Annotated in this window: 13 protein-coding genes; 6 read left to right on the top strand and 7 right to left on the bottom strand. The window is 66.7% G+C overall.

The annotated features are described in order from the left end of the window. The first annotated feature begins 19 nt into the window (after positions 1 to 19). Complete coding sequence (locus HOY44_RS19730) at positions 20 to 1,147, top strand: anhydro-N-acetylmuramic acid kinase (protein WP_287437135.1); 1,128 nt, start codon at positions 20 to 22, stop codon at positions 1,145 to 1,147. Between the two features lie 63 nt (positions 1,148 to 1,210). On the opposite strand, the gene rsmA is transcribed toward HOY44_RS19730, so the two are convergent. Genes rsmA through HOY44_RS19715 form a run of 3 tightly spaced genes read right to left on the bottom strand, consistent with a single transcriptional unit; the run spans position 1,211 to position 4,301 of the window. Continuing rightward, positions 1,211 to 2,053 carry a 16S rRNA (adenine(1518)-N(6)/adenine(1519)-N(6))-dimethyltransferase RsmA gene (gene rsmA, locus HOY44_RS19725; RefSeq protein WP_287437133.1) on the bottom strand — a complete coding sequence of 281 codons (843 nt, stop codon included), beginning with the start codon at positions 2,051 to 2,053 and terminating at the stop codon, positions 1,211 to 1,213. Further along, positions 2,050 to 3,009, bottom strand: a complete 960-nt coding sequence (pdxA, locus tag HOY44_RS19720) for a 4-hydroxythreonine-4-phosphate dehydrogenase PdxA (RefSeq protein ID WP_287437131.1) — start codon at positions 3,007 to 3,009, stop codon at positions 2,050 to 2,052. The genes rsmA and pdxA overlap by 4 nt, the downstream gene beginning before the upstream one ends. A 47-nt stretch (positions 3,010 to 3,056) precedes the next feature. Continuing rightward, complete coding sequence (locus HOY44_RS19715) at positions 3,057 to 4,301, bottom strand: peptidylprolyl isomerase (protein WP_008328641.1); 1,245 nt, start codon at positions 4,299 to 4,301, stop codon at positions 3,057 to 3,059. Positions 4,302 to 4,612: 311 nt separating this feature from the next. Here HOY44_RS19715 and HOY44_RS19710 point away from each other — a divergent pair, with 311 nt between their 5' ends. Both HOY44_RS19710 and HOY44_RS19705 read left to right on the top strand, forming a co-directional pair. Further along, on the top strand, positions 4,613 to 6,088 hold the full coding sequence (locus tag HOY44_RS19710) for a leucyl aminopeptidase (protein ID WP_287437128.1): 1,476 nt from the start codon (positions 4,613 to 4,615) through the stop codon (positions 6,086 to 6,088). Position 6,089: 1 nt separating this feature from the next. Next, positions 6,090 to 6,539 (top strand): DNA polymerase III subunit chi, encoded by a 450-nt coding sequence (locus HOY44_RS19705; protein WP_287437126.1) that lies wholly within the window; start codon positions 6,090 to 6,092, stop codon positions 6,537 to 6,539. 228 nt (positions 6,540 to 6,767) lie between these two features. On the opposite strand, the gene HOY44_RS19700 is transcribed toward HOY44_RS19705, so the two are convergent. From HOY44_RS19700 to HOY44_RS19685, 4 genes are all read right to left on the bottom strand, one after another. Then, positions 6,768 to 7,946, bottom strand: coding sequence for an ammonium transporter (locus tag HOY44_RS19700; protein ID WP_287437124.1), 1,179 nt, complete (start codon positions 7,944 to 7,946; stop codon positions 6,768 to 6,770). 162 nt (positions 7,947 to 8,108) lie between these two features. Continuing rightward, the gene (locus HOY44_RS19695; protein ID WP_287437122.1) at positions 8,109 to 8,579 is read right to left on the bottom strand and encodes a CinA family protein; all 471 of its coding nucleotides are present in this window, start codon (positions 8,577 to 8,579) and stop codon (positions 8,109 to 8,111) included. A gap of 2 nt (positions 8,580 to 8,581) precedes the next feature. Further along, positions 8,582 to 9,073, bottom strand: a complete 492-nt coding sequence (locus tag HOY44_RS19690) for a phosphatidylglycerophosphatase A family protein (RefSeq protein ID WP_287437120.1) — start codon at positions 9,071 to 9,073, stop codon at positions 8,582 to 8,584. After that, entirely contained in the window at positions 9,070 to 10,200 is a 1,131-nt protein-coding gene (locus tag HOY44_RS19685; protein WP_287437118.1) for a bifunctional 2-C-methyl-D-erythritol 4-phosphate cytidylyltransferase/2-C-methyl-D-erythritol 2,4-cyclodiphosphate synthase, read from the bottom strand. The genes HOY44_RS19690 and HOY44_RS19685 overlap by 4 nt, the downstream gene beginning before the upstream one ends. A gap of 167 nt (positions 10,201 to 10,367) precedes the next feature. Between HOY44_RS19685 and dusB the strand changes: the two genes are divergently transcribed. The 3 genes from dusB to HOY44_RS19670 are packed head-to-tail and all read left to right on the top strand — an operon-like array spanning position 10,368 to position 13,783. Beyond that, a complete protein-coding gene (dusB, locus tag HOY44_RS19680) occupies positions 10,368 to 11,351 on the top strand; it encodes a tRNA dihydrouridine synthase DusB (protein WP_287437116.1) in 984 nt (327 codons plus the stop codon). After that, complete coding sequence (locus tag HOY44_RS19675) at positions 11,348 to 12,415, top strand: two-component system sensor histidine kinase NtrB (RefSeq protein WP_008328657.1); 1,068 nt, start codon at positions 11,348 to 11,350, stop codon at positions 12,413 to 12,415. The genes dusB and HOY44_RS19675 overlap by 4 nt, the downstream gene beginning before the upstream one ends. Before the next feature lie 6 nt (positions 12,416 to 12,421). Further along, positions 12,422 to 13,783 (top strand): response regulator, encoded by a 1,362-nt coding sequence (locus tag HOY44_RS19670; RefSeq protein WP_008328659.1) that lies wholly within the window; start codon positions 12,422 to 12,424, stop codon positions 13,781 to 13,783. Positions 13,784 to 13,814 lie beyond the last annotated feature (31 nt).

Below are 13,814 nucleotides of genomic sequence, written 5' to 3'. Positions count from 1 at the left end.
CATGGGCGGAGGAAAAGCCATGATGGAGGCGCGCGCGATCTGGGCGCTCGGAGCGATGTCGGGCACCTCGCTGGACGGGGTCGATGCGGCGATGGTCCTGACCGATGGCGAAACGATCTCCGCGTTCGGCCCGGCGCGCTATTCCGCCTATTCCGAGAACGAGTCCGGCGTGCTGCGCGCGGCTCTGGGCCGCTGGCCGGGCGAGCCGGGGGTGGACGAGGCCGCCGAGGTAATCCACGCGGCCCATGTCGCCGCGCTTGCGGGGTTCGACGGTGCACAGATCGTGGGCTTCCACGGCCAGACGCTGGCCCATGACCCGCGCGGACGGGGGCAGACGCATCAGGTGGGCGACGGCGACCGGCTGGCGCAGGCGCTCGGTTTGCCGGTGGCGTGGGATTTCCGCACGGCGGATGTGACGCTGGGGGGCGAGGGCGCGCCGCTCGCCCCGTTCTACCATTTCGCGCTGGCCAAGTGGATTGAAGCGACGACGCCGGTCGCGTTCCTCAATCTGGGCGGGGTCGGAAACATCACATGGGTCGATCCGACCTTCGACAAGCCCGAGGACGAGGGCGCGCTTCTGGCCTTCGACACCGGCCCCGCGAACGCGCCGATCAACGACCTGATGTGGGCGCGCCGGCGCGTGGCGTTCGACGCGGACGGGGCGCTGGCCGCCTCCGGCACGGCGGACGACGGGATCGTCGGTGCCTTTCTCGACCACCCGTATTTCTACCGGGTTCCTCCCAAGTCGCTCGACCGTGACGCGTTCACGACCCTCGCCTCTGCCGTTGCGGACCTTGCCGATGCCGATGCCGCCGCGACCCTGACCGCCTGCGCCGCTGCGGCCGTGGCACGCGGGCTTGAGCATTGCCCGACCCCGCCCGACCGCCTGCTTCTCTGCGGGGGTGGGCGCAAGAACGCAAAGCTCGTCGCCGAAATCGCCGCGCGCTCCGGCATTCCCGCAATCCCGGTGGAGGAGGTCGGCCTCGACGGCGATATGCTCGAAGCGCAGGCCTTCGCCTATCTCGCCGTGCGCGTGGCCCGGGGCCTCTCCACGTCCTGCCCGTCCACGACCGGCGTCGCGGCCAACGTCGGTGGCGGCCGCCTTTCCGCACCGAACGACCCGAACGCGGCCTCTTCTCTGTTTTAAAAAACCTCGGGGGGGGGCAGCGCCCCCGCTCGGATCGGATTTCGCTTCAGCGAAATTCGAAACTCACGCAGCGTCCAACGCCCGCGCCAAGGCGCAGAAATGTTCGAGGTCGATCTCCTCGGCCCGCGCGGTCGGCGTGATGTCCACGCTTTCCAGCAAGGCTTCGATCCCCGGCGCAAGGCCTTTCAAGGACGCCCTGAGCATCTTGCGGCGCTGCTGAAACGCGGTGGCCGTGACCCGCTGTAGCGTCGCCGCGTTCGCCGGATAGCGCGGCTCGGGCAGGGCCGTCAGATGGACCACCGCCGAACGGATCTTGGGCGGCGGGGTGAAGGCTTCGGGCGGCAGTTCCATGACGATGCGCGCGTCGGTGCGCCATTGCGACAGGATCGCCAGTCGTCCATAGGCTTTCGATTTCGGTTTCGCCACGATCCGCTCCGCGACTTCCTTCTGGAACATCAGCGTCAGCGACGACCACGCAGGCGGCCATGTGGGCGGCGTCAGCCAGCGGGTGAGCAACTCGGTCCCCACGTTGTAGGGCAGGTTCGCGACGATCCGGATCGGCGGCGTCAGATGCGCCAGCGGGTCGATCTCCAACGCGTCGGCGTTCAGCACTTCGAGCCGACCGGGGTAGGCGTCGGAAATCTCGGCCAGCGCCGACATGGCGCGGGCGTCTTTCTCGACCGCGAGCACGCGGCGCGCCCCCTCGGCCAGCAGGCCACGGGTCAGGCCGCCGGGGCCGGGGCCGACCTCCAGCACGTCGCAGGCGGTCAGGTCGCCCGCCTGCCGCGCGATCTTGGCGGTGAGGTTCAGGTCGAGTAGGAAGTTCTGGCCCAGCGACTTCTTCGCCACAAGCCCGTGGGTCGCGATGACCTCGCGCAAGGGCGGCAAGCCGTCGATGGCGCTCATACCGCCATCTCCCGCGCCATGCGCAGCGCGGCGATGAGCGATGTCGGGTCGGCGCGGCCCAGCCCCGCGATGTCGAAGGCTGTGCCGTGATCGGGCGAGGTGCGCACAAAGGGCAAGCCCAGCGTCACGTTCACGCCGCCCGCGAAGTCGATGGTCTTGATCGGCACCAGCGCCTGATCGTGATACATGCAAATCGCCACGTCATAGCCCTTGCGCGCGCCCGCATGGAACATGGTGTCGGCGGGTAGCGGCCCGGCAAGCGCCAGCCCTTCGGCGCGCAGATCATTTAGCACGGGGATGATCGTCTCGATCTCTTCCCGCCCGATCGCGCCGCCTTCGCCCGCATGGGGATTGAGCCCCGCGACCGCGATGCGCGGATTGCCGTAGCCCTGCGATTGCAGCGCCGCATGGGTGATGCGGATCACGCGGGTAAGGTGATCTCGGGTCAGCCTTGAGGGCACCTCAGCCAGCGGAATGTGGATCGTCGCGGGCACCACGCGCAGATCGGGACAGGCGAGCATCATCACCACGTCATCGACGCCTGCAAGGTGGGCGAGGTATTCGGTATGGCCGGGAAAGGAAAACCCTGCGCCGTCCTTCAACGCCTTCTTGTGGATCGGCGCAGTGGTCAGCGCGGCGGCTTCGCCCTGCATGACCAGCGCCACCCCGTCCCGGATCGCAGCGATCACATGCGCGGCATGGGCGGCCTGCACCTCACCCGGACGGCGCGGCGGACCGAAGTCGCGTGTCAGCACCGGAACGCCGCGATGCACCGCGCGATGCGCCTCGGACGGGTGCGAGATCGTCTCGACCGGGCCGTCGATATGGCGCGCGTCCCCGATCACGAAGAAGGGGAGTTCGGCGCCCAGCCGCTCCCACGCTTTCGCGATGATTTCGGGACCGATTCCGGCAGGCTCGCCGATGGAAAGGGCAATGGGCAGATCAGCGCGGGACATGGGTCACCTCGCGTGTGAACGGCAATGCGGGGCGGGCGTGGCCGCGATCAGCGCAGATATTCGATATGCGCATTGGCGCGCAGGTCGGCGAGCAGGTCGTTGGCATAGGCCCCGATCCGCTGGTTGCGCAGGGCATCGGCGATCTGGGCGCGGCTCACGCTGTCGGGCACGTCGTTGCGACGGTTGCACAGCATCAGGAACACCAGCGTTCCATTGCCAGCCGTCAGGCGCGTCGACACCTCGCCGGGGTCGAGGTTGGCCAGTTCCGCGCGGTAGCGGGCAGGCACGGCGCCGGTGGGGAGCTCTTCACGCACGAGTTGATCGGCGGGCAGGCCGCGCGCGATCGGGTAAAGGTCGTCGCAGATCTGCACCTCGGCGCGGATGCGGTTCGCCTCTTCCTGACCGCCGGGCACGAAGAAGGCGGCATATTCCAGAAGCTCGCCGACCTTGGTCGAGCGGATGGTTTCGCGGTCGCGCACGAAATAGACGGCGACGCCGACGTCCGGGATGATGACCGGGCGGCTTGCGCGCCCTTCGCGGGTCGCACGGACCGCGCTTTGTGCCTGTGGCGGCAAGGCCTGCACATCGACCCAGTCGCGTTCGCCCGCGTTCAGGCGCGAAGGGACGACCGAAAAGCGTTTGGCGGCATCGGCGAATTCTTCGGCGGTGGTGATCTTGGACAGCCGATCGGCGCGTGCCCGCGAGGCCTTGAGGCTGAGATCAGAGGAAGCAGGCAGCACGATTTCCGTCAGCAGGAACTTTTCGCCCGGCTGCGGCTCGGCCTCGGCATAGGCGCGGTCGATCTCGCTCTCGGTGATCGAGACCTGCGGCAGGAACTTGGCGCGCGCCACTTCGCGCCAGACGATCCCGGCGGTGACGAAATCGCGGAACGTCTCGAACGCGATACCGGCCTGCGCGAGGAAAGCCCCGAACTGTTCGACGTCGAGATTGCCGCGCGCGGCGAACTCGGCCATGCCGTTCTGGACGGCCTCGGGATCGGCGGTGATCCCCATGCGTTCGGCCTCGGCCAGTTGGATGCGTTCGTTGATGAGCTGGTCGAGCGCGAGCTGCGTGATGTCGCCCGGCGCGTTCAGGATCCGCAGAAAGGCCATACGCTGATTGCGCTCATAGACCGTCACGGCGGAATCGTTGACCTTGGCGACCGGGACGAACTGACCCTGTGCCGTCGCGGGCGATCCGGCCATCATCATGCCGAGGGCCGCCGAGGCACAGAGCGTGAGAATGCGTCCCGCCCAGCCGTTTCGCCGCGTCGATGCCGTGAATGTCTTCATACCGCCCAACCTTGTCGTGTCTTCGTCACGGGCCGGGGGTGTTGTCTCACCCCCCGGTTCACGCGCCACAATAGTCGGACTTGCCGCGCGGTGCGAGTGCAAATCTCGCCCCGAACCCGCGTTTTGGCTGCGAATTGCCGCCTTCATGCGGCGAGATGCGGTGGTCCGGGCGCGATCCTCCACCATATCTGGCGCGGGCGATTCCCCGTCAGGCGGACGTGGCGGACTGGTTGCACCGCCCCCGGCTTGGTGCTTACGTGGACAGAACGCGCGGCCAAGGCCCGCACCCCTACACCCCGACAGGAGACCCCATGACCGACGTCATCACCCCCGCATTTCAACCGCTCGACATCGAAACGCTCGCCGCCGCCGAGGGCCGTGTCGTCGTGCTCGCCCCGGACGAGGGGAGCATGGACAAGGGCGCGCGCCGGGTGAACCGCCTGACCAAGGGCGCGCTGGAGCGGCTTTTGGGATCGGACGGGTTCGGCAAGCTGAAGGCGGGCGAGGCGATGTCGTTGGCCTGGCCCGTGGGGATGGCCGCCGAGGCGGTCGACGTGGTGAAGATCGAAAAGCGCCTGACGCCCGAGCTCGCGCGCAAGGTCGGGGCCACGATCGGGGCCAAACTGAACGGCAAGGCCGTCACGGTGATCGCAGGGTCGCACCGCAACCTCGATCAATTGGCGCTTGGCGCGATGCTGCGGGCCTATGCCTTCGTCGCGCACAAGACCGGCGAGGCGGGCGAGGTCAAGGACAGCGCGCTGACCCTTCTGACCACACAGCCCGACCAGTGGACGCCGACCGTGGCCGGGATCAAGGCATTGGCCGATGGCGTCTTCCTGACCCGTGATCTGGTGAATGAGCCCTCCAACGTGCTGACCACGACCGAATTCGCCAAACGGGCCGAGGGTCTGAAGGAGCTGGGTGTCGAAGTCGAGGTTCTGGAAGAGGCCGATCTCGAGAAGCTCGGAATGCGCGCGCTTCTGGCCGTCGGGCAGGGGTCAGAAAGCCCGTCGAAGGTCGTCGTGATGCAATGGAAGGGCGGCAAGGACGGCGACGCGCCGGTGGCCCTGATCGGCAAAGGCGTCTGCTTCGATTCCGGGGGCATCTCGATCAAGCCCGCCGGCGGCATGGAAGACATGACGATGGACATGGGCGGCGCGGGCACCGTGACCGGCGTGATGAAGGCGCTCGCAGGTCGCAAGGCGGCGGCGAATGTCGTCGGCCTTATCGGTCTGGTCGAGAATATGCCGGACGGCAAGGCGCAGCGTCCGGGCGATATCGTCACGACCATGAAGGGCGACACGGTCGAGGTCATCAACACCGACGCCGAAGGGCGGATGGTGCTGTGCGACGTGCTCTGGTACGCGCAGGAACGGTTCAGCCCCGTGGCGATGGTGGACCTCGCCACGCTTACCGGGGCCTGCGTGATCGCGCTCGGCCATGAAAACGCGGGTGTGTTTTCCAACGACGACGACTTCTGCCGGGATTTCCTGAAGGCGGCCGAGACGGAAGAGGAAGGCGCATGGCGTCTGCCGCTGTCGCCCGCCTATGACAAGGCGCTGGAAAGCGCCAAGGCCGATTTCAAACACGTCGGTGGCCGCCCGGCCGGCGCGACGACGGCGGCGCAGTTCCTGCAACGCTTCGTGAAGGACGGTGTGCCGTGGATTCACCTCGACATCGCGGGCGTCGCGGATGTGAAGTCGCCCACGGCTCTGGCGCCGAAAGGGGCGACGGGGTGGGGCGTGCGCGCGCTGAACCGTCTGATCGCAGACAATTACGAGGGCTGAGGTGGGCGAGGCCTATTTCTACCACATGACCCGGACCCCGCTGGAAGACACGCTTCCGGTCCTGCTTGGCCGCGCGCGCGAGCAGGGCTGGCGGGTGGTGGTGCGCGGGCGCAACGGAGCGCGTCTCAGGTGGCTCGACGAAAAGTTGTGGATGGGCGACGGGTTTCTGCCGCACGGCATTTCCGGTGGTCCGCATGACGACGATCAGCCGATCCTGCTGACGACCGGCACGGCGACGGCGGACTGTGTCGTCTCGATGGACGGGGCCGAGGTCGCGCCGGACGAGGTGGGCGAGGCGGCGCGCGTCATGATCCTGTTCGACGGAAACGACGATGGGGCGGTCGAACGCGCGCGCGAGCAATGGCGGACGATGACCGGGGCCAAGGTGGTCGCGAAATACTGGTCGCAGGAAACCGGGCGCTGGCAGTTGAAAGCGGAAAGCGGAGGATAAGGGTCGCGTGGGCGAGGGCCGGGGTGTTCGTGCGTCCAGGATACCAGAATACTAGGATTCTAGTATCCTAGTGCAAATATTGTCTCGTACTTTCAGAGACTTGCGCTCCACTCACCCCCTCAAAGGTTAATTTCCACAATCTGGCCCATCCCTCCGAGCCACCTTCCAAAACGCAAAACGCCGCCAGCTCAATGCCGGCGGCGTTCGCATTTTTGTGCCCTGATGTGACTACGACACGGTGTCGTAGGCCCGCTCTCCATGCACCGTGATGTCGAGCCCGTTGGTCTCGGTCTCTTCGTCCACGCGCAGATGGGTGACGACGGCCACCAGCTTAATCAGCACGAAGGTCACGACGATGGTGAACACGCCCACGATGGCGAGCGAGCCGAGCTGCGCGGCCCAGGTTCCGGCGCCGAAGACCGCGATCATGATCGTGCCGAAGATACCGCCGACGCCATGCACCGCGAACACGTCGAGCGTGTCGTCGATCTTGAGCGTGTTGCGGATCAGGTTCACGGCCTCCTGACACAGGATGCCCGCGACACCGCCGATGATGAGCGCCTCGACCGGGCCGATGAAGCCCGAGGCGGGCGTAACCGAGGCGAGGCCCGCGATGGTCCCCGTCACGATCCCGACGAGCGAGGCGCGGCCGAACTTGATCTTCTCCCACAGCGCCCAGGTGAGCGAGGCGGCGGCGGCCGACAGATGCGTGGCCGTCAGCGCCATCGCGGCGCCCCCGTCGGCGGCCAGTTGCGACCCGCCGTTGAAGCCGAACCAGCCGACCCAGAGCATCGAGGCGCCGATCATCACGAAGCCGGGCGAATGCGGCGGCTTCTTCTGGTCGCGACGCGGGCCGAGAAAGACCGAGATCATGATCGCGGCGAGGCCGGCGGTTTCGTGCACCACGATGCCGCCCGCGAAATCGCGCACGCCGGTGTCACCGAAGATCCCGCCGTCCGACAGGAACCCGCCGCCCCAGATCCAATGCGCGACGGGCGCGTAGCACAGAAGCATCCAGAGACCGGAAAAGGCGAGGACGAAGCCGAAGCCGATCCGCTCCACATAGGCGCCGACGATCAGCGCGGGGGTGATGATCGCGAAGGTCATCTGAAAGGCGAAGAACAGCACTTCGGGGATCGTGCCCGACAGGGTGTCGGCGTCGATGCCGGAGAGAAAGGCTTTGCCGAGCCCGCCCCAGATCGTGTTGCCGTCCCCGAAGGCGATGGAATAGCCCGCCACCAGCCACAGCACGCTCATCAGCGCGGCGATGGCATAGACATGCATGAAGACCGAGAGCACGTTCCTTGCCCGTACCAGCCCCCCGTAAAATAGCGCCAGCCCCGGCAGCGTCATGAAAAGCACCAGCGCGGTCGCTACGATGATCCAGGCGGTATCTGCCCCGTTCATTGTCCCCTCCTCTTGAATTGGTGGGCGGGGTGTTGCGGGCGCGGAAGGTAAGGGCAAGCCTCATTCCTGTGCGGCCTGATTAATTTGCACGCAGTTCTCGCAATGCGCATGAAATACGCGCAGGAGTCGAAAAGATGACGCCAAAATAGGCGGAAGTGAATCTCAGGCGGCGGTGGCGCGCGCGGCGAGAAGCGCGAGCGCGTGGCGCATGGCCGCGTCGCGCACCGCACCGCGCCCGAGGGCGCCGAATTCGACCGTTTCGGCCCCGGTCGGCCCATGTCCGGCGATGGCGAAACAGACCCGGCCTTCGGGCTTGTGCTCGGATCCGCCGGGCCCCGCGATACCCGTGATCGACACGGCGAGGCTAGCGTTGGATCGCGCCAAAGCCCCCTCGGCCATTTCGCGCGCGATCTCTTCCGAAACCGCGCCGTGCGCGTCGAGCGTCTCCGGGCGGATGCCCAGCATCTCGATCTTGGCGGCGTTGGAATAGGTTATGAAGCCGCGCTCGAACACGTCCGACGATCCGGCGATGTCGGTCAGCGCGGCGCCGACCATGCCGCCGGTGCAGCTTTCGGCGGTGGCGATGGTGACGCCTTTTGACCGGCACAGGGCGAGAAGCTCGGCAGGCTCCATCGTCAGACCAGAATGATGAGATGCGACAGCACGGCGAGGATCAGGACACCGATCCCGGCGAACACGCCTGCGATCACGTCGTCGAGCATGACACCGAGCGGGTCGCCGCGCCGGTCGGCCCAGCCGACGAGCCACGGTTTCCAGATGTCGAACAGCCGGAACAGCAGGAAGCCCGCGACCCAGCCGGGCCAGAGTTTCAGCACGTCGACCCCGACCCCCATCGCGCCGATGGACACGGGCAGGATAGCGAGCGCCTGACCGACCACTTCGTCGATGACGATCTCGGACGGGTCTTCGATGCCGAGCTCGGCGGTCATCTGCTGCGTGGCCCAGAGGCCGGCGGCGAACAGGACGACAGCGCCGACGGCGATGGCGAGCGGGCCACCCAGTTGGTGCAGCGCCCAGATCAGGGGCAGGGCGAAGAGCGATCCCCAGGTGCCGGAAGCGGGCTTGAGGTAGCCGGTGAACAGAAAGGTGGCGATCACGCGGCTCATGGGCGCACCAGCGTCGCGACGGCCTGCGCCGCGATTCCCTCTTCCCGGCCCGTGAAGCCCAGACGTTCCGAGGTGGTCGCCTTGACGCTCACCCGGTCCACGTCCAGCCCCATGATCCGGGCCAGTTCGGCGCGCATGGCGCCTGCGTGCGGGCCGATCTTGGGGCGCTCGCAGATGAGCGTCACGTCGCAGTTCGAGATCGCGAAGCCTTTCGCGCCGGCCAATTCGACCGCATGGCGCAGGAAAATGTCGCTGGCGGCGCCCTTCCACTGAGGATCGGAGGGCGGGAAGTGCTGGCCGATGTCGCCCTCGGCCAAGGCGCCGTAGATCGCGTCGGTCAGGGCGTGCATCCCCACATCCGCGTCGGAATGGCCCTTGAGCGCCCGGTCATGCGGGACCGTGACGCCGCAGAGCGTGACGGCATCGCCGTCTTCGAAGGCATGCACGTCGAAACCGGTTCCGGTGCGTATGTCCACGCGACCTCCCAAAAGCTGTTCGGCGCGGGCGAAATCGTCCGGGCCGGTGATTTTCAGGTTGGACTCGTCGCCCGCCACGATGGTCACGTCAAGTCCGGCAGACCGGGCCACCGCGACGTCATCCATCGCGTCGCCGTCATGGGCGCGATGGGCGTCGAGGTAGGCGGCGAAGCGAAAGCCCTGCGGGGTCTGGGCACGAAAAAGCCCGGTCCGGTCGCGGGTGCCGGTGACGTAGCAGTCCTCGCCGGTCCAGAGCGCATCCGTCACGGCAAGCGCGGGCGCGGCCCCGCCCGTCGTTTCCAGCGCGTCGATCACCCGGTCGATAAGGGCGTGGGTCGCAAGGGGGCGGGCCACGTCGTGAATGAGCACGCCGTCCGGAGGATCGCCCGCCAGCGCCTCGAGCCCCGCCGCGACGCTGGCGTGGCGGGAGGCCCCGCCCGTCGCGACGAGAACGTCGGTAAAGCCCGCCGCCTGACCCATGTCGTCCGGGTGCAGCACCATGACGATCCGCCCGATGCGGGGGTGAGTCCGAAAGGCATCGACCGTCCAGTCCGCCACGCGCCGCCCGGCGAGGCTGCGCCACTGTTTCGGCACGTCCCCGCCCGCGCGCGTTCCGCGTCCGGCGGCGACGATGATTGCGGCGATTTCCATGGTGTTCGTTTACGCTTTGCCCGATTGGAGGACAATGGCACAGGTTCCCGCAGGGCAATTTGCACAAATATCAGGCATATGCGGAATAATTCCCAAGCTGAACGCCACTAATTTGCGCTCTTTTGCTTGTCGTCCTATATCGAGTGCAAACGCACAAGGATTAAGCAGTGGCGATCTGCCTGTCCGAAAAGCTGACCCTAGACCCACCCGTCTTTCTGGCCCCGATGGCCGGGATCACGGATTTGCCGTTTCGCGACCTCGTGTCGTCCTTCGGTGCGGGCCTTGTGGTGTCCGAGATGGTGGCGAGCCAGGAGATGGTTCAGGCCAAGCCGGGCACGCGCGAACGGGCCGAACTGGGCATCGAGGTCGCCAATACGGCCGTCCAGCTTGCCGGTCGCGATCCCTATTGGATCGGCGAGGCGGCGCGGATGGTGGAAGCGAACGGGGCACGGATGATCGACATCAACATGGGATGCCCGGCGAAAAAGGTGGTCGGCGGCCTGTCGGGGTCGGCGCTTCTGCGCGACCTGCCGCTGGCGCTCCGTCTGATCGAGGCGGTGGTCGAGGCGGTCGAGGTGCCAGTGACGCTCAAGACCCGGCTCGGCTGGGACGACGATCTGATGAACGCGCCGACGCTCGCCGCGCAGGCCGAGGCGGCGGGGATTCGGATGATTACCATTCACGGCCGCACCCGCTGCCAGTTCTACAAGGGGCGGGCCGACTGGGGCGCGATCCGGGCGGTGAAGGACGCGGTGGACATCCCGGTGATCGCGAACGGCGACATCTGTTCCACGCCGGACGCGCGATCCGCCCTGAATGCTTCGGGCGCCGATGGCGTGATGGTCGGGCGCGGGACGGGCGGGCGGCCCTGGCTGATCGCCGAGATCGCCGCCGAGCTTTTCGACGCGCCCGCACCGGACGTGCCCGAGGGTGCGGCACTTAACGACATGGTACAGGGCCACTACGAATCCTCGCTCAGGTTCTATGGCGACGCGCTTGGCAAACGGGTCATCCGCAAGCATCTTGGCTGGTACATGGACGAGGCGGGAACACCGCCCGATCTGCGCCGTCGCGTGTTGTCCGAGCCGGAGCCCGCGCGCGTATTCGACCTGATCCCGACAGCCCTGAACGCCGCGAAGGAAGCTGCATGACCGACGACGAAATCCTTTGGAACTCGCTCCCGGTACCGGGGCTCATCATCGACGGAAACGACGAGATCGTGGATGCGAATTCGGCGGCGGAGGCGTTTCTGAACAGCTCGTCCAAAAGCCTCGCGGGCAAGGCCGTGCTGGATCAGCTTGCCATCGCGACCAACATGGAAGGCGCCTTCGCACGGGTCAGGCGCGATCAGGGGGCGATGTTCATCAATTCGGTGGATGTGGGCACCGGCACCACAGCGCCGGTCGAATGCAACATCCAGATCGCGCCGATGATGCACACGAAAGACCAGCTTCTGATGCTGATGGAGCCGCGCAAACTTGCCGACCGGATGGGCAAGGCGCACGGGGTGAAATCGGCCGCCCGATCCGCCATCGGCATGGCCGAGATGCTGGCGCATGAGATCAAGAACCCGCTCGCCGGGATCACCGGGGCGGCGCAGCTTCTGTCGATGAACCTGTCGGCGGACGATCTTGAGCTTACCGATCTGATCGTGGCCGAAAGCCGCCGCATCGTGGCGCTTCTGGAGCAGGTCGAACAGTTCGGGAACCTGCGTCCGCCGGAAAAGCGCGAGGTGAACGTGCACGACCTTCTGGACCGGGCGCAGAAGTCGGCCGAGGTCGGGTTCGCGGCGAAAATGTCGATCCATGAAGATTACGACCCGTCGCTGCCGCCGACCTATGTGGACCCGGACCAGTTGATGCAGGTGTTCCTGAACCTGTTGAAGAACGCCGCGCAAGTCGCGGGCGACGAAGGCGGAACGATCAAGATCCGCACGTTCTATGACCACTCGTTGCGGCTCAGGCGGACCGACGGCACCGGCAACCGCCTGCCGCTTCAGGTCGAGATCATCGACAACGGGCCGGGAATTCCGCCCGAGATCGTCGATCAGATCTTCGAGCCCTTCGTGTCGGGGCGCGAAAACGGCACCGGACTGGGCCTCGCGCTCGTCTCGAAAATCATTTCGGACCACGACGGATGGGTGTCCGTCGATTCGGTCCCCGGCAAGACGGTGTTTCGGATTTCGCTACCCGTCGCACCCAAGGACAAGGAGTAATCCACGATGGACGGGACGGTACTGGTTGCGGACGACGACCGCACGATCCGCACGGTTTTGACGCAGGCCCTGACGCGGGCGGGCTGCCGGGTGCACGCCACCTCGTCGCTGGTCACGCTGAAACGCTGGGTCGAAGAGGGGCGCGGCGATCTGGTGATTTCGGACGTGATGATGCCGGACGGAAACGGGCTTGAGGCGCTGCCGGAGATCGCGCAGATGCGGCCCGATCTGCCCGTGATCGTGATTTCGGCGCAGAACACGATCATGACCGCCATTCAGGCGGCCGAGGCCGAGGCGTTCGATTACCTGCCCAAGCCCTTCGACCTTCCTGACCTGATGAAACGCGCCTCGCGGGCGCTGGAGCAGAAACGGCGCGCACCCTCGCCACGGGCCGAGGCGAAGGAGGGGGGCGACGACCTGCCGCTGGTGGGCCGCACGCCCGCGATGCAATCGCTTTACCGGCTTGTCGCGCGTGTGATGAACACGGAACTTCCGGTGCTCATCACGGGTGAAAGCGGAACGGGCAAGAGCCTGATCGCGCGGGCGATCCACGACTTCTCCGACCGGCGCAACCTGCCGTTCGTGGTGGTGACGCCCGACGACCTGACGCCCATCGACGGGCCGGCGCGGGTGCTGTCGAAGGCCGGCCAAGGCACGATCCTGTTCGATGAGATCGGCGATCTCGATTCGGATGCGCAGGCCCGGATCACCCGGATGCTCGACAGCCTCACCGACCCCAGTCCGCGGATCATCGCCACCTCGCAAGGCGATTTGTCGGGGCGGATCAAGGAGGGCGGGTTCCGGCAGGATCTGTATTACCGTCTGGGCGGTGTCACGATCCCGGTTCCGGCGCTGCGCGAGCGGCTCGAGGATATTCCGTCGCTTGCCGAACACTTCCTCGCGCGGGCCGAGCGTGACGGCATGACACCGCGCGCTCTGTCCAAGGACGCGACCGAGGTTCTGCGCGCCTATCCGTGGCCGGGCAATGTGCGCCAGCTTGAAAATACCGTTCAACGCCTGATGGTTACGGGGTCGGAGGCCGAGATCAGCCGGGCCGAGGTCGAGGCCACCCTGGGCGCGCCGTCGGGCGGGCCGGTGCCTGCCGCGGACGAGGGCGAGAAGCTGTCGACAAGCGTGGCGCGCCACCTCAAACGCTACTTCGATCTGCACGGGGGCACGCTGCCGCCGCCGGGGCTTTACCAACGCATCCTCAAGGAAATCGAGGTGCCGCTGATTGAGATCGCGCTGGACGCCACGGGTGGCAATCAGGCGAAATGCGCCGACCTCCTCGGCATCAACCGCAATACGCTGCGCAAGAAGATCACCGAGTTGGAAATCGAGGTGACACGGCGGCGCAAGTTGATGTAAAACTGCCACAGCAGGGCCGTCGGTGGTGTCG

It is taken from the genome of Maritimibacter sp., assembly GCF_016774595.1.
Classification (GTDB): Bacteria; Pseudomonadota; Alphaproteobacteria; order Rhodobacterales; family Rhodobacteraceae; genus Maritimibacter; species Maritimibacter alkaliphilus.
This window is presented reverse-complemented; position numbering and strand designations above follow the sequence as displayed.

Bases quoted from the DNA above. Each gene is read 5' to 3' on its own strand.
- rsmA (WP_287437133.1), bottom strand. From the start codon at position 2,053: ATGAGCGCCATCGACGGCTTGCCGCCCTTGCGCGAGGTCATCGCGACC.
- HOY44_RS19695 (WP_287437122.1), bottom strand. From the start codon at position 8,579: ATGGAGCCTGCCGAGCTTCTCGCCCTGTGCCGGTCAAAAGGCGTCACC.
- HOY44_RS19700 (WP_287437124.1), bottom strand. From the start codon at position 7,946: ATGAACGGGGCAGATACCGCCTGGATCATCGTAGCGACCGCGCTGGTG.
- HOY44_RS19690 (WP_287437120.1), bottom strand. From the start codon at position 9,073: ATGAGCCGCGTGATCGCCACCTTTCTGTTCACCGGCTACCTCAAGCCC.
- HOY44_RS19675 (WP_008328657.1), top strand. From the start codon at position 11,348: ATGACCGACGACGAAATCCTTTGGAACTCGCTCCCGGTACCGGGGCTC.
- HOY44_RS19730 (WP_287437135.1), top strand. From the start codon at position 20: ATGATGGAGGCGCGCGCGATCTGGGCGCTCGGAGCGATGTCGGGCACC.
- HOY44_RS19715 (WP_008328641.1), bottom strand. From the start codon at position 4,301: ATGAAGACATTCACGGCATCGACGCGGCGAAACGGCTGGGCGGGACGC.
- HOY44_RS19685 (WP_287437118.1), bottom strand. From the start codon at position 10,200: ATGGAAATCGCCGCAATCATCGTCGCCGCCGGACGCGGAACGCGCGCG.
- HOY44_RS19710 (WP_287437128.1), top strand. From the start codon at position 4,613: ATGACCGACGTCATCACCCCCGCATTTCAACCGCTCGACATCGAAACG.
- pdxA (WP_287437131.1), bottom strand. From the start codon at position 3,009: ATGTCCCGCGCTGATCTGCCCATTGCCCTTTCCATCGGCGAGCCTGCC.
- HOY44_RS19670 (WP_008328659.1), top strand. From the start codon at position 12,422: ATGGACGGGACGGTACTGGTTGCGGACGACGACCGCACGATCCGCACG.